This window comes from Klebsiella sp. R390 (assembly GCF_051131745.1).
Lineage (GTDB): Bacteria > Pseudomonadota > Gammaproteobacteria > Enterobacterales > Enterobacteriaceae > Klebsiella.
Window position 1 is genome coordinate 919097 of record NZ_CP180445.1, and the last position, 21327, is coordinate 940423.

The window sequence follows — 21327 nt, forward strand, 5'->3', positions numbered from 1 at the left end:
GAATAAAAACCCCGCAGACCGGCTGCGGGGATGAAAAACAGAACAGCGATCAACCGTGGCGGCGTTCAAAGTCCTGCATAAAGTCGGTCAGTGCCTTCACGCCCGCCAGCGGCATTGCGTTATAGATAGAGGCACGCATTCCACCAACCACGCGGTGGCCTTTCAGGGCATGCAGACCCGCAGCGAAGGACTCTTCAAGGAACAGCTTATCCAGCGCGCTGTCAGCCAGCTGGAACGGCACGTTCATACGCGAGCGATTAGCTGCGGCAACGTCGTTGCGATAGAAGCCGCTGTTATCGATGATGCCGTAGAGTAAATCGGCTTTTTGCTGGTTGATGTTATCCATTGCAGCAACACCGCCCTGCTCTTTCAGCCATTTGAACACCAGGCCAGCCAGGTACCAGGCAAAGGTCGGCGGGGTGTTGAACATCGAGTCGTTGGCATCCAGTACGGAGTAGTCAAGGATGGAAGGACAAGCAATGCTGGCTTTACCCAGCAGATCTTCACGCACAATCACCAGCGTCAGGCCAGCCGGACCGATGTTTTTCTGCGCGCCGGCGTAGATCACGCCATAACGGCTGACATCGATAGGGGAAGACAGAATGGTGGAGGAGAAGTCCGCCGCAACAACCACGTCGTCGGCAAAATTCGGCGTTTCATTAATCGCGATGCCGTCGATGGTTTCATTCGGGCAATAGTGCAGATAAGCTGCACCCGGCGTCAGTTGCCATTCGCTCATTGGTTTCACCGCACGCAGGCCATCAACCGTCACTTTGGCGTCAATGCTGTTCGGTGAACAATATTTTTTCGCTTCTTTGATCGCGCTGGCTGCCCAGTAGCCGGCATCAACATAGTCAGCGGTGGTTTTATCGCCGAGCAGGTTCAGCGGAACACCGGCAAACTGCCCGCGGCCGCCGCCGTGGCAGAATAAAACTTTGTAGTTGGAAGGGATATTGAGCAGATCGCGAAAATCCTGTTCCGCCGTCTCGGCCACCTGGATAAACTCTTTACCACGGTGGCTGATCTCCATCACCGACGTACCCAGCCCCTGCCAGTTGCACAGTTCTTGCTGCGCCAGTTTGAGAACTTCCGCCGGCAGCATTGCCGGGCCCGAACTAAAGTTATAGACCTGAGCCATTTCCCCTCACCACGTTGCTATGTTATTTGCTCGCGAACCGCCGCGGGCTATCAGTAATCCCTGTATCGGTGCACCACATCATTCCACACGCGTCAAGATGACAGGTCCGGGCGTGACCAGGTGCTGAGATTAGCAACCAAGGTAAGCAGACTGAGCCAGCAAAGAGGCGGTTGGAAAGAGGATGTATATATCGGTTTTATCATTCAGTGACACGCACCGCAATGGGTAAAACCGGCCGCGGGTGAAATGCGCGCTCCGTCACACAAAAGAATCTGCCATCTTGACGTCATAAAACCGACATAATTGCTACTATTACGCTGGAATTACCGTCTCTGCCTTCAACCCTGCTGCATTTATCCTTCCGCTGGAAATTGAGCCGTTCGAACGATAAGAAAGCAGTTATGAATTCCCCAGCGCAACGAGATAGCGCCTGTCATCTAAAAGCCGTATCATTGCGCGCTTTACGTACGATAAAAGTGATCGCCATGACTCAAACATTTATACCCGGCAAAGACGCCGCCCTGGAAGACTCCATCGCGCGCTTCCAGCAAAAGTTGCTCGACCTCGGATTTGATATTGAAGAGGCCTCATGGCTGAATCCGGTACCGCACGTGTGGTCCGTCCATATCCGCGATAAAGCCTGCTCGCTGTGCTTCACCAACGGCAAAGGGGCAACGAAAAAAGCAGCGCTGGCCTCCGCGCTGGGCGAATATTTTGAACGCCTGTCCACCAACTACTTTTTCGCTGACTTCTGGTTAGGCGAAACCATCGCCAACGGACCGTTCGTTCACTATCCGAATGAAAAATGGTTCCCGCTGACCGAAGATGACGAGGTGCCGGAAGGCCTGCTGGATCCGCGCCTGCGCGCCTTCTACGATCCTGACGATCAACTGACTGCCAGCATGCTGGTGGATCTGCAGTCCGGTAACGACGATCGTGGCGTGTGCGGCCTGCCGTTCACCCGCCAGTCCGATGGCGAAACCGTCTATATTCCAATGAATATTGTCGGTAACCTGTATGTTTCAAACGGGATGTCCGCGGGTAACACCGCGAATGAAGCCCGCGTGCAGGCACTGTCAGAAGTCTTTGAGCGTCACATCAAAAATCGCATCATCGCTGAGAGCATCAGCCTGCCGGAAATTCCTGCGGAAGTAATGGCACGCTATCCGGGCGTGGTGGAGTCAATCAACAAACTCGAAGCCGAAGGTTTCCCTATCTTTGCTTACGATGGCTCGCTGGGCGGCAAATACCCGGTTATCTGCGTGGTGCTGTTTAACCCGGCGAATGGTACCTGCTTCGCCTCTTTCGGCGCCCACCCGGACTTCGGCGTCGCGCTGGAGCGTACCGTTACCGAACTCCTGCAAGGCCGCAGCCTGAAAGACCTCGACGTCTTCACACCGCCAACCTTCGATGACGAAGAAGTGGCCGAGCATGCCAACCTTGAAACCCACTTTATTGACTCCAGCGGTTTGATCTCCTGGGATATGTTCAAGCAGGATGCCGACTATCCGTTCGTCGACTGGAGCTTCTCCGGTACGACGGAAGAAGAGTTCGCCACCCTGATGGCTATCTTTAAAGAAGAAGATAAAGAAGTTTACATCGCCGATTACGAACACCTGAGCGTCTACGCCTGCCGCATCATCGTTCCGGGCATGTCGGACATTTATCCGGCAGAAGATCTGTGGCTGGCCAATAACAGCATGGGCAGCCATCTGCGCGACACGATCCTTTCTCTACCGGGCAGTGAATGGCAGAAAGAAGATTATCTGGCGCTGATCGAGCAACTGGACGACGAGGGGAATGATGACTTTACCCGCGTACGCGAGCTGCTTGGCCTGGCAACGGGTAAAGACAACGGCTGGTACACCTTACGTATTGGTGAACTGAAGGCCATGCTGGCACTGGCCGGCGGCGATCTGGAGCAGGCGCTAATCTGGACTGAATGGACCATTGAATTCAATGCTTCCATCTTCAGCGCAGAGCGCGCCAACTACTACCGCTGCCTGCAGACGCTGCTGCTGCTCAGCCAGGAAGAAGAGCGCCAACCTCTGCAGTACCTGAATGCTTTTGTACGCATGTATGGGGCTGATGCAGTTGAAGCCGCCAGCGCGGCTCTGAGCGGTGAAGCGCCGTTCTACGGCCTGCAGCCGGTCGATAGCGATCTCAAGGCCTTCCCTGCCCATCAGTCGTTACTGCAAGCATACGAAAAGCTGCAGCGCGCAAAAGCGGCCTTCTGGTCCAAATAAGGCTTTAAATATCTGGTAAGCGTATTTTCAACGGGGTCGATGAGACCCCGTTTTTCATCGCTGAGCAAACCCGCCGCTAATTTGTGGTTGCTACGTTAAATTAACGTAAATTTTTTTTACGCAGCAGCTTTGGTTGTTAATTTTAATAAAATATACTCCATTTTAATTAACCGTCAGCGTTGCCCTAAACTGAAAAAAATCAACATATTTTGTAAATTTTAAAATTTATTTTCCTGTTTTAAAACAAAAAGTTACATCAATAATTAGTAGAAACCATACGCATACAGGGCTTATAGTTCCGGTGGGATATGATCTACATCAATTTCCCTTCTATAATGCTTTGTTAGTATCTCACCGCCAACTTTTATAAAGAGAGAGTTAGTGTGAAAGCTGACAACCCTTTTGATCTTTTACTCCCTGCAGCCATGGCGAAAGTTGCCGAAGAAGCAGGTGTCTACAAAGCGACAAAGCACCCGATGAAGACGTTTTATCTGGCGATTACCGCTGGTGTTTTCATCTCAATCGCTTTTGTCTTCTATATAACAGCGACAACCGGTACTGCCGCGATGCCTTTCGGCATTGCCAAACTGATCGGAGGGATCTGCTTTTCACTCGGCCTGATTCTCTGCGTCATTTGCGGTGCTGACCTGTTTACCTCCACTGTTCTTATCGTCGTGGCGAAAGCCAGCGGACGAATTACCTGGGGTCAACTGGCAAGAAACTGGCTCAACGTCTATGTTGGTAACCTGATAGGCGCGTTGCTGTTTGTATTGCTGATGTGGTTGTCTGGCGAGTATATGGCCGCCAACGGCGGTTGGGGTCTTAACGTCCTGCAAACCGCTGACCATAAAATGCACCATACTTTTATTGAAGCCGTGTGCCTGGGTATCCTGGCGAACCTGATGGTCTGTCTGGCGGTGTGGATGAGCTACTCCGGTCGCAGCCTGATGGATAAAGCCATGATTATGGTTTTACCCGTAGCCATGTTTGTTGCCAGCGGCTTTGAGCACAGTATCGCTAACATGTTTATGATCCCACTGGGTATCGTAATCCGCGACTTTGCAAGCCCGGAATTTTGGACCGCAGTCGGTTCTGCTCCGGAAAATTTCTCTCACCTGACCGTCATGAACTTCATTACTGATAACCTGATTCCGGTAACTATCGGGAACATTATCGGCGGTGGTCTGCTGGTTGGGTTGACATACTGGGTCATTTACCTGCGTGGCGACGACCATCACTAAGGGCCGTTTCAGGCAGTAAATAAAAAATCCACTTAAGAAGGTAGGTGTTACATGTCCGAGCTTAATGAAAAGTTAGCCACAGCCTGGGAAGGTTTTGCGAAAGGTGACTGGCAGAAAGAAGTCAACGTACGTGACTTTATCCAGAAAAACTATACCCCTTATGAAGGTGACGAGTCCTTCCTGGCTGGCGCAACTGACGCGACAACCAAGCTGTGGGACAACGTCATGGAAGGCGTTAAACAGGAAAACCGTACTCACGCACCTGTTGATTTCGACACTTCCCTTGCATCCACCATCACTTCTCATGACGCAGGCTATATCAACAAAGCCCTTGAGAAAATCGTTGGTCTGCAAACTGAAAAACCGCTGAAACGTGCGATTATCCCGTTCGGCGGCATCAAAATGGTTGAAGGTTCCTGCAAAGCGTACGATCGCGAACTGGACCCGATGCTGAAAAAAATCTTCACCGAATACCGTAAAACCCATAACCAGGGTGTATTCGATGTCTATACCAAAGACATTCTGAACTGCCGTAAATCTGGCGTTCTGACTGGTCTGCCGGATGCCTACGGCCGTGGCCGTATCATCGGTGACTACCGTCGCGTTGCGCTGTACGGTATCGACTTCCTGATGAAAGACAAATACGCCCAGTTCCTGTCTCTGCAGTCCGATCTGGAAAATGGCGTAAACCTGGAAGCGACTATCCGTCTGCGTGAAGAAATCTCTGAGCAGCATCGTGCACTGGGTCAGATCAAAGAAATGGCAGCGAAATACGGCTGCGATATCTCTGGTCCGGCAACCAACGCACAGGAAGCTATCCAGTGGACCTACTTCGGCTACCTGGCCGCAGTTAAGTCTCAGAACGGTGCAGCAATGTCCTTCGGTCGCGTATCCACCTTCCTGGATGCTTACATCGAACGTGATATCAAAGCAGGTAAAATCACCGAGCAAGACGCACAGGAAATGATTGACCATCTGGTCATGAAACTGCGTATGGTTCGCTTCCTGCGTACCCCAGAATATGATGAACTGTTCTCCGGTGACCCGATTTGGGCAACTGAATCTATCGGTGGTATGGGCGTCGACGGCCGTACTCTGGTGACTAAAAACAGCTTCCGCTTCCTGAACACCCTGTACACCATGGGTCCTTCTCCGGAGCCGAACATCACCGTTCTGTGGTCTGAAAAACTGCCGCTGAACTTCAAGAAATTCGCCGCTAAAGTGTCTATCGATACCTCTTCTCTGCAATATGAGAACGATGACCTGATGCGTCCGGACTTCAACAACGACGACTATGCTATCGCATGCTGCGTAAGCCCGATGGTTGTTGGTAAGCAAATGCAGTTCTTCGGTGCACGTGCTAACCTCGCGAAAACCATGCTGTACGCTATCAACGGCGGCGTTGATGAAAAACTGAAAATGCAGGTTGGTCCGAAATCTGAACCAATCAAAGGCGACGTTCTGAAGTTCGACGAAGTTATGGATCGCATGGATCACTTCATGGACTGGCTGGCTAAGCAGTATGTCACCGCGCTGAACGTTATCCACTACATGCACGACAAATACAGCTACGAAGCTTCTCTGATGGCTCTGCACGACCGTGACGTGGTTCGTACCATGGCATGTGGTATCGCAGGTCTGTCCGTTGCGGCTGACTCCCTGTCTGCTATCAAATATGCGAAAGTTAAACCGATTCGTGACGAAGACGGCCTGGCCATTGACTTCGAAATCGAAGGCGAATACCCGCAGTTTGGTAACAACGACTCTCGCGTCGATGACATGGCGGTTGACCTGGTAGAACGTTTCATGAAGAAAATTCAGAAACTGACCACCTATCGCAACGCTATCCCGACTCAGTCCGTTCTGACCATCACCTCTAACGTGGTTTATGGTAAGAAAACCGGTAACACCCCAGATGGTCGTCGCGCTGGCGCACCGTTCGGACCAGGTGCTAACCCGATGCACGGCCGTGACCAGAAAGGTGCTGTTGCCTCTCTGACCTCCGTTGCTAAACTGCCGTTTGCTTACGCAAAAGATGGTATTTCTTATACCTTCTCTATCGTTCCGAACGCACTGGGTAAAGACGACGAAGTTCGTAAAACCAACCTGGCTGGTCTGATGGATGGTTACTTCCACCACGAAGCGTCTATCGAAGGCGGTCAGCACCTGAACGTCAACGTTATGAACCGCGAAATGCTGCTCGACGCGATGGAAAACCCGGAAAAATATCCGCAGCTGACCATCCGTGTATCTGGCTACGCAGTACGTTTTAACTCCCTGACTAAAGAACAGCAGCAGGACGTTATTACCCGTACCTTCACTCAGACCATGTAAGTGGTGCTACCCAATGGATTTCGGGTTGCATCGCGGCGGCAAGTGCACGAATCCCGATGAGCTTACTCAAGTAAGTGATTCGGGTGAGTGGACGAAGCCAACAAAGATACAGCCTGAAAGACGATGGGTACTGACTGAAATCGCGAAGTAAAAAGCGTATAATAAAGGCTCCACGTCAGTGGGGCCTTTTTAGCACCTACCCCTGTCTCTTTTGTCCGTTATCTATACTCAATGGATAACTGCCAAAACAGACTTAACACAGCCGGTTTGAGCTGTGCATCACAGGCCCCGGACGGGCCGAATCTGGAGATATCACCGCAATGTCAACTATTGGCCGTATTCACTCCTTTGAATCCTGTGGCACCGTCGATGGCCCAGGGATCCGCTTTATCACCTTCTTCCAGGGCTGCCTGATGCGCTGCCTGTATTGCCATAACCGTGACACCTGGGATACCCACGGCGGCACCGAAGTCACCGTTGAAAACCTGATGAAAGAGGTCGTAACCTATCGCCACTTTATGAATGCTTCCGGCGGCGGTGTCACCGCGTCCGGCGGTGAAGCCATTCTTCAGGCCGAGTTTGTACGCGACTGGTTCCGGGCCTGTCAGAAAGAGGGGATTCATACCTGCCTTGATACTAACGGTTTCGTCCGCCGCTACGACCCGGTGATTGATGAGCTGCTTGAGGTGACCGACCTTGTCATGCTCGACCTCAAACAGATGAACGATGAGATCCACCAGAACCTGGTTGGCGTATCGAACCATCGTACGCTGGAGTTTGCCCGCTATCTGTCGAACAAAAATGTCAAAGTCTGGATCCGCTACGTTGTGGTTCCGGGCTGGTCAGATGATGATGACTCGGCTCATCGCCTTGGTGAGTTTACCCGCGATATGGGTAACGTCGAAAAAATCGAGCTGCTGCCCTACCACGAGTTAGGCAAACATAAATGGGTCGCGATGGGTGAAGAGTACAAGCTTGATGGCGTGCATCCGCCGAAGAAAGAGACGATGGATCGGGTGAAAGGTATTCTCGAGCAGTATGGCCATAAGGTGATGTACTAACTTCCCTGCCGTTTTTGTCATTTCCGGGGCCGCATTAGCGTTGCCCCGGAAGCGCCCTTCTCCTTCTCTTGCCAGCAAACGTAGAACGCTCACCAACAATATCCCATCTGACAGCTGGACATCATCAGGCGTGAGCCACCGGTGTTGGGTGATGGCCGGCTTTGCGCAGCAGCGTCAGCAGATAAATAAATGACACGCTGGCAATCATAATAAACAGCAGATTGTCAGAGAAGCTCTGCATCAGCATCGCGGTAAGGGTCGGCCCAAGCAGGCTCCCGATGGTATAGCTCATCAGCAAAGCCTGGTTCATCGCCACCAGCTGATGGCGTTCGACTTTTTCACAGGCCCACGCCATCGCCACTGGATAGAGCGTGAAGCCCGAGGCGCCAAGAATGAATAACGCCGGTGCCATAGCGGCACCGCTCAGCATTGCCAGACAGCCCAGAATGACGATAAAGACCTGCACTCTCAGCACCAGCAGACGACCGTAGCGGTCGGCCATGCGGCCAATTGGCCATTGGCCAAGGATCCCTGCGCTGACCATCACCGCCATCCAGAAACCAATCCCGGCGTCACTCACGCCCTGATGGTTCAGCCACAACGGCATCAGGCCATACAGCGACCCCAGCACGATCCCGGAGATAATGCAGCCGTTAACACCATGACGCGCCTGACGCAGCCTGAGCATCGGCCAGATACGCGCAGGTTCATGCGCTTCATCACTTTGATTCACCACACGGGTAAACAGCAGAGGCAGGATCGCCGCCAGTGCCATGGCGGTCACCCACGGCAGCACGCTCATCAGGTCCGTCGGCAGTTTGCTGACCATCAGTTGGCCCAGCACCGTACCCACGTAGTAAACCATCATATAGGCGGCAAGCAGCCGACCGCGGCTACGCGAGGTTCCGCTGCACACCAGCGCACTTTCCACCACTACCCAAATCATCGCGCAGCCAACGCCGGCGATAAAACGCCAGCTTAGCCAGGTCCAGAAGCCGATGGTGATCCCCAGGCCCACGCAACCCACGGCAAAAATCAGGGAAGCCAGATAATAGCTCCGGTTAAACCCAAGACGCTTAATCACCCATCCAGCCAGCAGCGTACCAACCAGGTTACCGGTGAAATAAGATGAACCGACCATGCCAACCTGCCACGTTGGCATATTTTCATGGGCGAGCCAAAGCGGGACGAGCGTGTTTAAAACCGCTATCGCCAGCGTCAAAAGAAGCAGGCCGCAGAGCAACATTTGCACCGGCCGGGTGTAGATGGACATGGGTATAACCGTGAGGAAGTTTAGATTTCGTGCGCATCATGCCACTGCAAAAAACATTGTCAATCCGCCAGAAATCAGGCGGGACGCGGTTTCACGAGCAACGATAGAAGTTTTTTATCCAGCGCAACGGCAACAGAATTATTCTTTATATTATTCCATTGTTTTTATTAATTTATTGGAAAATAACGGCGGGAATATCAGTAGAAAAATTTCATGAATCAATCGCACTTTTTAATTACGCCAGAGCAGGACGCTCTGGCGTAATTGCGCTATCAGCTGGCGATCGCCATACCGACAGTCATATGCAGGCCATAGAACACACCACGCCCGAGCATCTCACCGACCAGCACCAGCACGAATGCCAGACTTAACAGCGGTACCGCCGGTTGATAGCCTTTAAGCAGCGGGATCACCCAGCATGCTAGCGCCAGGGCTAACGCCACCACACGCCATGCCATCAGTGAACCGTAATCCGGTACCAGCGCCGAAGCCTGCTGAATGGAGCTGTGGATCGTCGGCAGTTCGCTGCCTTGCATCAGGGCAACGATGACGCTTGCCACCAGCGCCAGCAAGGTGATCACCGGCAGCAGACGCATTGCCCAGCCGTCCACGCCGGCGACCCGCAGCAGCAGATACCCAAGCAGCGGCCCGCCGATTAACAGCGTCAGGAAGAAGCTCAGCGGCGTCCAGACGCTATACCAGGTCGGGACGGTATCAATGGTGTTATACACGCGCACCATCATCCAGACGAAGATAACGCCAAGCACCATCGTCGCCACCAGCCAGAGGTTGCGCAAGCCGACCGGCAGCTTTTTCATCACAGCCAGCAGCCAGCCGATGCCGCCTACGGCGAAAAAGAGCGCGCCGCTCGCAATTTCGTTACTCAATGACGAGGCGCCGATGCGGTTAAGCGAGTTAAAGGCCCGCATGGGCGATCCCAGGTGCATCGTGGAGGCGATAAAGCCAATGCCCATCAGCACCCATAAACCGAACATGCTCAGCACCACACGCTGTTGCTGTTCGCGCGATAAATCACCTTTCATCAGCGCCAGTGCCAGGACGATAAAGCCACCAGCGACGCATTGTCCAAAGACCGTGAAGATCATCAGCGGCCATTCATGCCATCCACTTCCCATCTCACACCTCCTTCGGGTTGGCTAAATAGCCGGTTGTATCACCACACGGACGACTGTTAGCGTTCGGTTTGATGACAATACTGGGTTTCGTAAAATGTGCTGATGGCAACGGGGCTACCGCAGCCAGCTCGCCGTGTTTTTTACGCAGCTCTTCGATCGGACCAAAATCCAGCGCACGCAGCGGACAAGATTCGACGCAAATCGGCTTTTTGCCGTCAGCGACACGCTCATAGCAGCCATCGCACTTGGTCATGTGCCCTTTCGCCGCATTGTACTGTGGCGCACCGTACGGGCAGGCCATATGGCAGTAGCGGCAACCAATACACACATCTTCGTCGACGACGACAAACCCGTCATCGCGCTTGTGCATGGCGCCACTCGGACAAACTTTGGTACAGGCCGGGTCTTCACAATGGTTACAGGCAATGGATAAGTAATAGGCAAAGACGTCCTGATGCCAAACGCCATTGTCCTCCTGCCAGTCGCCGCCGGCGTATTCATAAATACGGCGGAAGCTGACGTCGGGCGTTAGGTTTTTGAAGTCTTTACAAGCCAGCTCGCAGGTTTTACAACCGGTACAACGAGCAGAATCGATAAAAAATCCGTATTGAGTTGTCATCGGTTATTCCTTACAGCTTTTCGACCTGGACCAGGTTAGTGTGCGATGGATTGCCTTTCGCCAAAGGCGAAGGCCGTTGGGTGGTGAGCACGTTGATGCTCCCCGCCTGATCCACACGTCCTGCGTCCGGGTTATACCAGGCGCCCTCGCCCAATGCGACCACGCCAGGCATCATGCGCGGCGTCACTTTGGCTTCGATATGCACTTCACCACGATCGTTGAAAATACGAATACGATCGCCGTTGGTAATGCCACGTTTCTTCGCATCGAGCGGGTTGATCCACATCTCCTGGCGGCAGGCCGCCTTCAGCACATCAACGTTGCCATAGGTCGAGTGCACGCGAGATTTATAGTGAAAACCGGTTAACTGCAGCGGGAATTTCGCGATCAGCGGATCGTTATAGTTTTCAAAACCTGGGGTATAAATCGGTAGCGGGTCGATCACATCGCCCTCAGGCAGCTCCCAGGTCGCGGCAATGTTGGCCAGTTCCTGCGAGTAGATCTCAATTTTGCCCGATGGTGTGGTCAGCGGGTTGGCCTGCGGATCGTCACGGAAGGCTTTATAGGCAACGTGATGCCCTTCCGGATCGCGCTGTTTGTAAATCCCCTGCTTGCGGAAAGTGTCGAAGTCCGGCAAATCAGGGATCGCCTTGCGGGACAGCTCATGCAGGTAACGCATCCACCCTTCCTGGGTGCGACCTTCCGTAAACTTCTGCTCCACGCCCATGCGTTTTGCCAGCTCGGTGGTCATGTCATAGATGGTCTTGCATTCAAACCGCGGTTTAATCACCTGGTCGGTGAAGATCACGTAAGACATATTGCCGCAGGAGGCATCCAGTGCGAAGTCCATCTGCTCGGAGGCGGTACAGTCGGGCAGCAGAATATCGGCATATTTTGCCGATGAGGTCATGTGGCAGTCGATCACCACGATCATTTCGCACTTTTTGTCATCCTGCAGGATTTCATGCGTGCGGTTGATATCAGAGTGCTGGTTAATCAGGCAATTACCAGCATAGTTCCAGATCATTTTGATCGGCACATCCAGCTTATCTTTGCCGCGTACGCCGTCGCGCAGCGCGGTCATTTCCGGACCCCGCTCAATCGCATCGGTCCACATAAACATTGAAATGCTGGTTTCTACCGGGTTTTCAAACGTCGGCATACGCTCAAACGGCAGGTCGTAGGAGCCTTCACGCGCGCCGCTGTTGCCGCCATTAATCCCGACGTTACCGGTCAGAATTGCCAGCATTGAAATCGCGCGGGTGGCAATTTCACCATTGGCATGACGCTGCGGCCCCCAACCCTGGCTGATATACGCCGGTTTGGCGGTCGCAATTTCGCGAGCCAGCTGCACAATACGATCGACCGGAATACCGGTAATCGTCGAAGCCCACTGCGGAGTTTTGGCAATGCCGTCGCTACCCTGGCCAAGAATATAGGCCTTGTAGTGGCCGTTGGCCGGCGCATCGGCAGGCAACGTTTTTTCGTCGTAGCCGACGCAGTACTTATCGAGGAATGGCTGATCGACGCGGTTTTCGGTAATCATGACCCAGGCCAGCGCCGAAATCAGCGCGGCATCGGTACCGGGACGAATCGGGATCCACTCATCTTCACGGCCCGCACCGGTATCGGTATAACGCGGATCGACGATGATCATCCGGGCATTAGATTTCTGTCGCGCCTGTTCCAGGTAATAGGTCACCCCGCCACCGCTCATGCGCGTTTCGCCAGGGTTATTACCAAACAGCACCACTAGCTGGCTGTTTTCAATGTCCGATGGACTGTTGCCGTCGGCCCAGCCACCGTAGGTGTAATTCAGTCCCGCGGCAATTTGCGCCGAAGAGTAATCACCGTAGTGGTTGAGATACCCACCGCAGCAGTTCATCAGACGTGCAATGAGCGTTTTTCCCGGTGGCCAGGAGCGGGTCATGGTGCCGCCGAGGGTGCCGGTGCCGTAGTTCAGATAGATAGACTCGTTTCCGTAGTCTTTAATCAGGCGCTGCATATTGCCGGCAATCGTATCGAAGGCTTCTTCCCAGCTAATGCGCTCGAATTTACCTTCACCACGTTTACCGACGCGCTTCATCGGGTATTTCAGACGATCGGGATTGTAGACCCGGCGACGCATTGAACGCCCACGCAGGCAGGCGCGCACCTGATGCAGGCCGTCATAGTTATCGTCGCCGGTATTGTCAGTTTCAACGTATTTGATTTCACCATCAACCACATGCATCCGCAGCGGGCAGCGACTGCCACAGTTCACGGTACACGCGCTCCAGGTTACCGTTTCATTGACCGGAGCCAGCGCGTTGGCGGCGTGGGCAATACGTGTAAAGGGTAAGGTAAATGCACTGCTGGCCATTGCCAGACCGCCAATGGCCGTGGTTTTCATTAAACCACGCCGGCTTACTTCGGCAGCCAGTAAAGCATCGGGGGCTTTAATTTTCATGGATACTCGCTTTGATTGCTCACAGTTCACTGACAATCGTTATATAGTTAATTATATAACGAAATAAGTTTATTTTAGTTTTTTATGCTGATTTAACACTGAGGGAGTATGCGGGTATTCACCGGGTGGATTATTGCCCGGCATCAAGAAGGGGGTAAAAAAAAAGCGCCCGAAGGCGCTTTTGAGACAGCGGTAAAATTTAGCCGATAAATTCAAGGCCGCGCATATAAGGGCGCAGAACTTCCGGAATTTCAATACGGCCATCTGGCTGCTGATAGTTTTCCATCACCGCCACCAGAGTACGACCTACCGCCAGTCCGGAGCCGTTCAGCGTGTGAACCAGACGCGTTTTCTTGTCTGATTTGCTGCGGCAACGAGCCTGCATACGACGCGCCTGGAAGTCCCAGACGTTGGAGCAGGAGGAGATTTCACGATAGGTGTTCTGTGCCGGCACCCATACTTCCAGGTCATAGGTTTTACAAGCACTAAAGCCCATGTCTCCGGTGCACAACGCCACTTTACGGTACGGCAGGCCCAGCAACTGCAGAACTTTCTCTGCATGGCCGGTCATCTCTTCGAGCGCTGCCATGGAATCTTCCGGACGCACGATCTGCACCATTTCAACTTTGTCGAACTGGTGCATACGGATCAGACCACGGGTGTCACGGCCGTAGGATCCCGCTTCAGAGCGGAAGCACGGCGTGTGGGCGGTCATTTTGATCGGCAGATCGTCTTCGTCGATGATTGCATCGCGAACCAGGTTGGTCAGCGGTACTTCAGCCGTTGGGATCAGCGCGTAATTGCTGCTGTCAGCTTCTTCTTCCAGCGGACGCGTGTGGAACAGATCGCCGGCGAACTTCGGCAGCTGACCGGTACCATACAGCGTTTCCTGGTTGACCAGATACGGAACGTAGTTTTCGCTGTAGCCATGCTGTTCGGTATGCAGATCCAGCATGAACTGTGCCAGTGCACGGTGCAGACGTGCCAGCTGCCCTTTCATGACCACAAAACGGGAACCGGTCAGCTTAACGGCCGCGGCAAAGTCCAGCCCGCCGTGCATTTCACCCAGGGTGACGTGATCGCGGACGTCAAAATCAAACTCGCGAGGGGTACCCCAGCGGCTGACTTCAACGTTGTCTTCTTCACTTTTACCCTGCGGAACGTCGTCGTGAGGCACGTTCGGAATGGTCAAGGCGATGTCGCGGATTTCCGCCAGCAACACGTCCAGTTCGGCTTTCGCCGCATCCAGCTGTTCGCCAAGTTTGTTCACTTCCAGGCGTAATGGCTCAATATCTTCCCCGCGCGCTTTCGCCTGGCCAATGGATTTCGATCGGGAGTTACGCTCCGCCTGCAGGTTTTCAGTTTCAACCTGCAGAACTTTACGACGCTCTTCCAGAGCGCGCAGTTTATCTACATCCAGCTTAAAGCCCCGGCGTGCCAGTTTTTCAGCGACTGCGTCTGGCTCGGTACGCAGCAGATTGGGATCGAGCATGCTTATCCTGTGCTTATCGAATTAATAAAAGAAAAAGTGGCCGCAGACTACGACCACCGGAATATCTTGATAACCTTACCGCAACGTCTCAGTTAGCGGTAGCGTTTTATGGGGCTATTTTGATCCTGTTCGGTAAGCCAGGCGAGCTTTTCGCCAATTTTACCCTCCAGCCCCCGATTTGTAGGCTGATAATAACGAGTTTGGGCCATTTCCTGCGGGAAATAGGCTTCTCCGGCGGCATAAGCGTTCGGCTCATCATGGGCATAACGATACTCTTGCCCATACCCCATCTCTTTCATCAGGCGGGTTGGCGCGTTGCGCAGATGCACCGGTACATCGTAGTCAGGACGCTCGCGGGCATCGGCCATGGCGGCTTTAAAAGCGGTATAAACCGCGTTGCTTTTCGGGGCGCAGGCCAGGTAAACAATCGCCTGGGCAATGGCACGCTCACCCTCTGCCGGCCCCACGCGAGTAAAGCAGTCCCAGGCAGCAATCGCCACCTGCATGCCGCGCGGGTCGGCATTACCAACATCTTCCGATGCAATTGCTAATAAACGACGAGCAACGTACAGCGGATCGCCACCGGCGGTAATAATTCGCGCGTACCAGTACAGCGCGGCATCCGGTGAACTGCCGCGTACAGACTTATGCAACGCGGAGATCAAATCGTAGAAACGATCGCCTTTGTTATCAAAACGCGCGCTACGCTCACCGGCAATCTCGGTCAGAAGCGCCGCTTGTAGCACCCGGTTACCAGAGGCGTCGGTCTCGGCCATATCGGCCATCATCTCAAGCGTGTTAAGCGCCCGGCGCGCATCGCCGTTCACCAGCCCGGCAATCGCCTGGCGAGTCTCGTCCGGCAGAACAATGTTTTGTCCACCGTAACCGCGGTCTTTATCGTTCATCGCCTGGGTTAATACCTGCTCAATATCATCGCTGGTTAACGATTTCAGCAGATAGACCCGCGCCCGGGATAACAGTGCGGAATTGAGTTCAAAAGAGGGGTTTTCTGTTGTCGCACCGATAAAGGTAATGGTGCCGTCTTCAATATGTGGCAAGAACGCATCCTGCTGGCTTTTATTGAAACGATGGACTTCATCGACAAACAGAATGGTGCGACGCCCGGCATTGCGGTTTTGCCTGGCTCGTTCGATCGCTTCGCGGATCTCTTTCACGCCAGAGGTCACCGCCGACAGGCGTTCGACATCGGCACTGGCATAGCGGGCAATCACTTCCGCCAGGGTGGTTTTGCCGGTGCCTGGCGGCCCCCACAGAATCATCGAATGCAGATGCCCGGCTTCAATCGCTCGCGGCAAGGGTTTCCCCGGTGCCAGCAGATGTTGCTGGCCGATGTACTGCGCTAAATTTTCTGGCCGCATACGGGCGGCCAGAGGTTGAAACGCATTGTCGGAAAAATCGAGCGACAGATTGCTCACATTCGCCTCTATTTACGTTGATCGTCCACTGTCACCCCTTTCGGCGGTGTAAAAGTGAACTTAGATGCATCGATCGCACCATTTTGCTGTGCTTTCAGCTGGTAGCTACTGCGCTGGTCATCCTGCTCTACCGCACTGAACTGGTGAATGGTACCGTCACGGCCCACATTGATGGTGAACTGCTTCAGGTTACCGCTACCGGTTTTCGGCGTCAGAACAAAATCGTCGCCATTTTGCTTGATATTGTACTGCTGCCAGTCGTTCGCCTGGTTACGGGCAATCAACATAAACGGCGTGTTGCTGGTGGCGTCTTTCAGCCAGGTCACCGTCGCCTGCTCAACGAACGGATTATAGAACCACAGCGTTTTGCCGTCGGAGACCAGGATGCTTTCATCTGGCTGGGTCATATGCCAGTTAAAGAGATTAGGACGCTTAACCCACAGGTCGCCCTGCCCGTCCTGAACCGCATTGCCGCTACCATCTGTCACTTTTTGCGTGAAGCTGGCATGGAAACTGCTCACCTTATCGAGGCGGCCTTTCAAATCGCTGGCGGCATCCGCCCAAACCTGACTGACAACAAAGCCAGACAGTAATGCACAGGTGATTGCGAGTTTTTTCATTGTTATTCCTTAATGTGCGTCACTCCCGACGCGGGAGCCTCTTCTGTCCCTAATTTAGGACCGCCAGAGACGGCGGGACAGAAGACAATGCTGATTTTGCGCTTATTTACCCAACTTTGCACTTACTCGAAGGGGGGCGGTGCCAGCACTTCACGGTTGCCGTTATGGCCCTGTTCGCTGACGATACCCTGCGCTTCCATTTGTTCGATAATACGGGCTGCGCGGTTGTATCCGATACGGAACTGACGTTGCACACCAGAAATAGACGCTTTACGTTTTTCAGTAACAAAGTTCACCGCCTGATCGAACAACGGATCCAGCTCTTCCGATCCGTCAAAGCCACCGCCGCCGCCTTCGCTTTCGCTATCCGACGTGATGCCGTCCACATACTGCGGACGTCCGCGTGCTTTCCAGTCCTGGACCACCGCGTGAACTTCCTGATCGCGCACAAACGCGCCATGAACACGAACCGGCATGGTGGAGTTCGGCCCGGAGTAGAGCATATCCCCCATGCCCAGCAGCGATTCGGCCCCACCCTGATCGAGGATGGTACGCGAGTCAATTTTGCTCGATACGGTGAAGGCGATACGCGTCGGAATGTTCGCTTTGATCAGGCCCGTGATCACATCAACAGACGGACGCTGCGTAGCCAGAACCAGGTGAATCCCCGCGGCACGCGCTTTCTGCGCCAGACGAGCGATCAGCTCTTCCACCTTTTTGCCTACGGTCATCATCAGGTCGGCGAATTCGTCCACCAGAACCACGATATACGGCAGCTTTTCAAGCACTGGATGCACGGCATCCATACTGTCGCCCGGTTTCCAGTACGGATCCGGGATCGGGCGGCCCATCCGCGCCGCTTCGGCGATTTTCTCGTTATAGCCCGCGAGGTTACGTACGCCAAGGGCCGACATCAGCTTGTAGCGACGTTCCATCTCGTTCACGCTCCAGCGCAGAGCGTTGGCGGCGTCTTTCATGTCCGTGACCACTTCGGTCAACAGATGCGGGATCCCTTCATAGACCGACAGTTCAAGCATTTTCGGGTCGATCATGATGAAGCGCACATCTTCCGGCTGCGCTTTATACAGCATGCTGAGGATCATGGCGTTCACGCCGACCGATTTACCAGAACCGGTGGTACCGGCAACCAGCAGGTGCGGCATTTTTGCCAGATCGGCCACCACCGGATCGCCGGCGATATCTTTCCCTAACACCACGGTCAGCGGCGATGGGTTATCGCGGAATTTCGTGCAGTCCAGCACTTCCCGCAGGTAGACGGTCTGACGCTTTTTGTTCGGCAGCTCCAGGCCAACGTACGGTTTGCCCGGGATCACTTCCACGACACGTACCGCCACGGTAGAGAGCGAGCGCGCCAAATCGCGCGACAGGTTTGAAATACGCGCCGCCTTCACGCCCGGCGCCAGGTTCAGTTCGAAGCGTGTGATCACCGGTCCCGGCGAGTAGTTCACAACATCGGCCTTGATGCGGAAGTCGGCAAGACGGGCCTCCACCAGACGCGCCATTTGCTCAAGAGCAAAAGTATCAACCGGCTCAACTTCACTCGGCGGCGGAGTCAGCAGATCCAGCGACGGCAGCGGCGTCGTCGGTCTTTGCAGCGGACGGCTGTCGCCATTGCGCATCAGCAGCGGGTGAATCAGGCTCTCCTGCTGCGGCTGAGCGGCACTCTGCGAAGGCACATGTGCCTGCTGCGGCTGATAGCTTTGGGCCGCAGGATGAGCCTGCGGTGCCATCTGCGGATACTGTACCGGCTGGTGCACCGGTTGTTGATGCATCGGCTGTTGATGTACCGGTTGAGAAACCTGAGGCTGCATTGCAGGCGGCGGCGTAACCGGCTGTTGATAGTGCTGCTGATTGTGCTGCTGTACCGGCGGCTGTGCTTCCGGTGTCGGAGTGAACAGCGGCGCTTTCGGGCCGTCGTCAACCAGCGCTTTCATCGGCGAAAAATCATAATCAGCCGGGGTGAACGGCGTCGCGCCCTGCGGCTGTTCGCTGCTATAGCGCTGCTGCTGAGAGGCGGCAAACTGGCGGGCCAGCTCGGCTTCGGCAGCGCCGTCATCGTCGTCTTCATCCGATGCGTAGACTTCCCCGTAGCGCTGCTGCTGGGTGGCGGCAAACTGGCGAGCCAGCTCGCCCTGCTCCAGCGCATCGACTTCTTCGTCAGTTAGCGGTTCATCGTCATAATTCTGGTCAAGCTCCGCTTTACGCGCCTGCTCTTCAGCCATACGTTGCGACGGGAGCTTAATGCCGTAGGATGCCAGCTCACGACGCGTCGGGACGCGGACATGGTTAGGGCGCGGCAGTTTTGGGCCTATCCCTTCTTTCACCTGTACGCGTGGCCCACCGGATGCCGGACTGAACAACGGTGCAGCTGCTGATGCCACAGAAGCCGCGGCTGACGTCGCTGCTGGACCGGCGGCCTGATGCACGCCAGCAGCCAGCGCGCTGACTGCGGCAGCCTCAGCGGCAGGTGCCGGCGCGGGAGCTGACGTTATCGGCCGTGTGGCGACCGGGCTGGCCGGTTCAGGAATCGGCTGATACCAGGCGGCCAGCTGTTCGCGTTCACGCGCACGCTTCTCTTCGACTTCTTCAAAATAGTACATCGGCGGACGCTGCGGCTTCACCTCTTCCTGCGGCGCTTCAGGCTCAATAGCAGGTGTAGAAGAAACTGGCGGTTCCGAGTGATACACCGGTTGCTGTACCGGCGCCTGTTCAGGCTGATAGGCCTGATGCTGCGGGTAAGTCGGCTCCGGCTGATACACCGGCTGCTGTACCGGCGCCTGCTCAGGCTGGTAAGCCTGATGCTGCGGGTAGCCCGGCTCCGGCTGATACACCGGCTGCTGTACCGGCGCCTGTTCAGGCTGGTAAGCCTGATGCTGCGGGTAGCCCGGCTCCGGCTGATACACCGGCGCCTGCTCAGGCTGGTAAGCCTGATGCTGCGGGTAGCCCGGCTCCGGCTGATACACCGGCTGCTGTACTGGCACCTGCTCAGGCTGATAAGCCTGATGCTGCGGGTAGCCCGATTCCGGCTGATACACCGGCTGCTGTACCGGCACCTGCTCAGGCTGATAGGCCTGATGCTGCGGGTAGCCCGATTCCGGCTGATACACCGGCTGCTGTACCGCTTCCGGTTGATACGCCGTTTGCGGCGCAAGCCCGGCATCTGACTCAGCCCACACCTGCGGTGCCGCAGTCGCGGCGGCTGCAGAGGTCAACGGATCGGCAATATTGTGGCCATTCAGCAACGGATCGTACGGGTCAAAATCACCTGGACGCGTTGCGCTGGCGCCAGAAAACAGAACATCGTCAGCATCTGCCTGACGTGCTGCGCTGGAACCTGAGAACAGTACATCATCAGCCGCAACGGGAGCGCCCTTCGCGCTGAACTGCACCTCTTCTTCGGCATCGTCCATGCGCTTGCCGGAGAACAGCGCGGCATCGGTTTTGCGGCCCATCGGATTAGAGAATTTTTCTGCCAGACGCTGCCGACGCGCTAAGGCGCTGCGTAAAATACGTGCGCGACGCGACCCTTGCGGTTTCGTGCTGTCATCAACGTCATCTTCATCGTCTTCGTACTCGTCTTCATCATCCACCCAGGTATCGTCCCGACGGGTACGGTTGCTAGCGAAGGTGAGTACAGAAAGAATAGCGCCGCCGAGTTTTTCCGCGATACTCACCCATGACCAGCCGGTAAACAGCGTTAAACCCGCCGCCCAGATACACAGCAGTGCAATCGTGCCGCCGCTGCTGTGCAGCAACGGTTGCAGAGTGGTGCTCAGCAAGCTGCCGATAACGCCACCGGAAGCGAAATACCAGATATCATCGGCATTGATTGATGCCAGACCACAGGAGGTGAGGATCAGCGCCAGTGCGCCAATCAGCCGTAGCGAGACGGCAAAATAGTCGATGTACTCGTCATTGGTCTGGTTACGCCAGGCAAACCAGCACCCACCGATGATGATCACCGGGATGGTGTAAGCCATCACGCCAAAGATGAAAAATAGCGTGTCGGCAAGCCAGGCGCCGGGTATGCCGCCTATGTTATGAATGGGTTCGTGCCAGGCCGTTTGTGACCAGCTAGGATCCGAGGGATTAAAGCTCAGTAATGCTGCCATCAGCCAGATGGCAAACAGAGAGCAAAGGATGAGTAACGCCTCAAGGAGTCGGCGCCCGCTGCTTAACTTTGTCAGTTTGACTTCTTTGTCTTCGGTGTATTCCTGGCTCAAAAAAGGCTCTCCAGGTATCAGGCTGTTTCCTGCCTGCT

Annotated in this window: 13 protein-coding genes; 4 read left to right on the forward strand and 9 right to left on the reverse strand. The window is 54.7% G+C overall.

Annotated elements, in window-relative coordinates:
- Positions 1-49 precede the first annotated feature (49 nt).
- Positions 50-1138, reverse strand: coding sequence for a 3-phosphoserine/phosphohydroxythreonine transaminase (gene serC, locus ACMYSP_RS04270; protein ID WP_434585724.1), 1089 nt, complete (start codon positions 1136-1138; stop codon positions 50-52).
- A gap of 485 nt (positions 1139-1623) precedes the next feature.
- On the opposite strand from serC, the gene ycaO reads away from it, so the two are divergent.
- The 4 genes from ycaO (at position 1624) to pflA (ending at position 8020) form a co-directional block, all read left to right on the forward strand.
- On the forward strand, positions 1624-3384 hold the full coding sequence (gene ycaO, locus ACMYSP_RS04275) for a 30S ribosomal protein S12 methylthiotransferase accessory factor YcaO (RefSeq protein WP_434585725.1): 1761 nt from the start codon (positions 1624-1626) through the stop codon (positions 3382-3384).
- 383 nt (positions 3385-3767) lie between these two features.
- Complete coding sequence (gene focA, locus ACMYSP_RS04280; RefSeq protein WP_434585726.1) at positions 3768-4625, forward strand: formate transporter FocA; 858 nt, start codon at positions 3768-3770, stop codon at positions 4623-4625.
- A 51-nt stretch (positions 4626-4676) separates the two neighbouring features.
- Positions 4677-6959, forward strand: coding sequence for a formate C-acetyltransferase (pflB, locus tag ACMYSP_RS04285; RefSeq protein WP_434585727.1), 2283 nt, complete (start codon positions 4677-4679; stop codon positions 6957-6959).
- A gap of 320 nt (positions 6960-7279) precedes the next feature.
- Positions 7280-8020, forward strand: a complete 741-nt coding sequence (gene pflA, locus ACMYSP_RS04290) for a pyruvate formate lyase 1-activating protein (protein WP_434585728.1) — start codon at positions 7280-7282, stop codon at positions 8018-8020.
- A gap of 124 nt (positions 8021-8144) precedes the next feature.
- Here the strand turns inward: pflA and ACMYSP_RS04295 are convergent, their stop codons facing one another.
- The 8 genes from ACMYSP_RS04295 to ftsK all read right to left on the reverse strand — a co-directional run bounded on the left by ACMYSP_RS04295 (position 8145) and on the right by ftsK (position 21289).
- Positions 8145-9293 carry an MFS transporter gene (locus tag ACMYSP_RS04295; RefSeq protein WP_434585729.1) on the reverse strand — a complete coding sequence of 383 codons (1149 nt, stop codon included), beginning with the start codon at positions 9291-9293 and terminating at the stop codon, positions 8145-8147.
- Between the two features lie 272 nt (positions 9294-9565).
- Entirely contained in the window at positions 9566-10429 is an 864-nt protein-coding gene (locus tag ACMYSP_RS04300) for a dimethyl sulfoxide reductase anchor subunit family protein (RefSeq protein WP_434585730.1), read from the reverse strand.
- A 1-nt stretch (position 10430) separates the two neighbouring features.
- Positions 10431-11048 carry a DMSO/selenate family reductase complex B subunit gene (locus tag ACMYSP_RS04305; RefSeq protein ID WP_123756161.1) on the reverse strand — a complete coding sequence of 206 codons (618 nt, stop codon included), beginning with the start codon at positions 11046-11048 and terminating at the stop codon, positions 10431-10433.
- A 10-nt stretch (positions 11049-11058) separates the two neighbouring features.
- Positions 11059-13497: a dimethylsulfoxide reductase subunit A gene (gene dmsA, locus ACMYSP_RS04310; protein ID WP_434585731.1), complete on the reverse strand. Its 2439-nt coding sequence runs from the start codon at positions 13495-13497 to the stop codon at positions 11059-11061.
- Positions 13498-13696: 199 nt separating this feature from the next.
- Positions 13697-14989, reverse strand: a complete 1293-nt coding sequence (gene serS, locus ACMYSP_RS04315; RefSeq protein WP_434585732.1) for a serine--tRNA ligase — start codon at positions 14987-14989, stop codon at positions 13697-13699.
- Between the two features lie 92 nt (positions 14990-15081).
- Positions 15082-16425, reverse strand: coding sequence for a replication-associated recombination protein A (locus tag ACMYSP_RS04320; RefSeq protein WP_434585733.1), 1344 nt, complete (start codon positions 16423-16425; stop codon positions 15082-15084).
- Positions 16426-16433: 8 nt separating this feature from the next.
- Positions 16434-17045 carry an outer membrane lipoprotein chaperone LolA gene (gene lolA, locus ACMYSP_RS04325; protein ID WP_434585734.1) on the reverse strand — a complete coding sequence of 204 codons (612 nt, stop codon included), beginning with the start codon at positions 17043-17045 and terminating at the stop codon, positions 16434-16436.
- A gap of 122 nt (positions 17046-17167) precedes the next feature.
- Complete coding sequence (ftsK, locus tag ACMYSP_RS04330; RefSeq protein WP_434585735.1) at positions 17168-21289, reverse strand: DNA translocase FtsK; 4122 nt, start codon at positions 21287-21289, stop codon at positions 17168-17170.
- Positions 21290-21327 lie beyond the last annotated feature (38 nt).

Excerpts from the sequence above, each read along its gene's own strand:
- serC (WP_434585724.1), bottom strand. The coding sequence starts at position 1,138 with ATGGCTCAGGTCTATAACTTTAGTTCGGGCCCGGCAATGCTGCCGGCG.
- ycaO (WP_434585725.1), top strand. The coding sequence starts at position 1,624 with ATGACTCAAACATTTATACCCGGCAAAGACGCCGCCCTGGAAGACTCC.
- pflB (WP_434585727.1), top strand. The coding sequence starts at position 4,677 with ATGTCCGAGCTTAATGAAAAGTTAGCCACAGCCTGGGAAGGTTTTGCG.
- pflA (WP_434585728.1), top strand. The coding sequence starts at position 7,280 with ATGTCAACTATTGGCCGTATTCACTCCTTTGAATCCTGTGGCACCGTC.
- ACMYSP_RS04295 (WP_434585729.1), bottom strand. The coding sequence starts at position 9,293 with ATGTCCATCTACACCCGGCCGGTGCAAATGTTGCTCTGCGGCCTGCTT.
- ACMYSP_RS04300 (WP_434585730.1), bottom strand. The coding sequence starts at position 10,429 with ATGGGAAGTGGATGGCATGAATGGCCGCTGATGATCTTCACGGTCTTT.
- ACMYSP_RS04305 (WP_123756161.1), bottom strand. The coding sequence starts at position 11,048 with ATGACAACTCAATACGGATTTTTTATCGATTCTGCTCGTTGTACCGGT.
- dmsA (WP_434585731.1), bottom strand. The coding sequence starts at position 13,497 with ATGAAAATTAAAGCCCCCGATGCTTTACTGGCTGCCGAAGTAAGCCGG.
- serS (WP_434585732.1), bottom strand. The coding sequence starts at position 14,989 with ATGCTCGATCCCAATCTGCTGCGTACCGAGCCAGACGCAGTCGCTGAA.
- lolA (WP_434585734.1), bottom strand. The coding sequence starts at position 17,045 with ATGAAAAAACTCGCAATCACCTGTGCATTACTGTCTGGCTTTGTTGTC.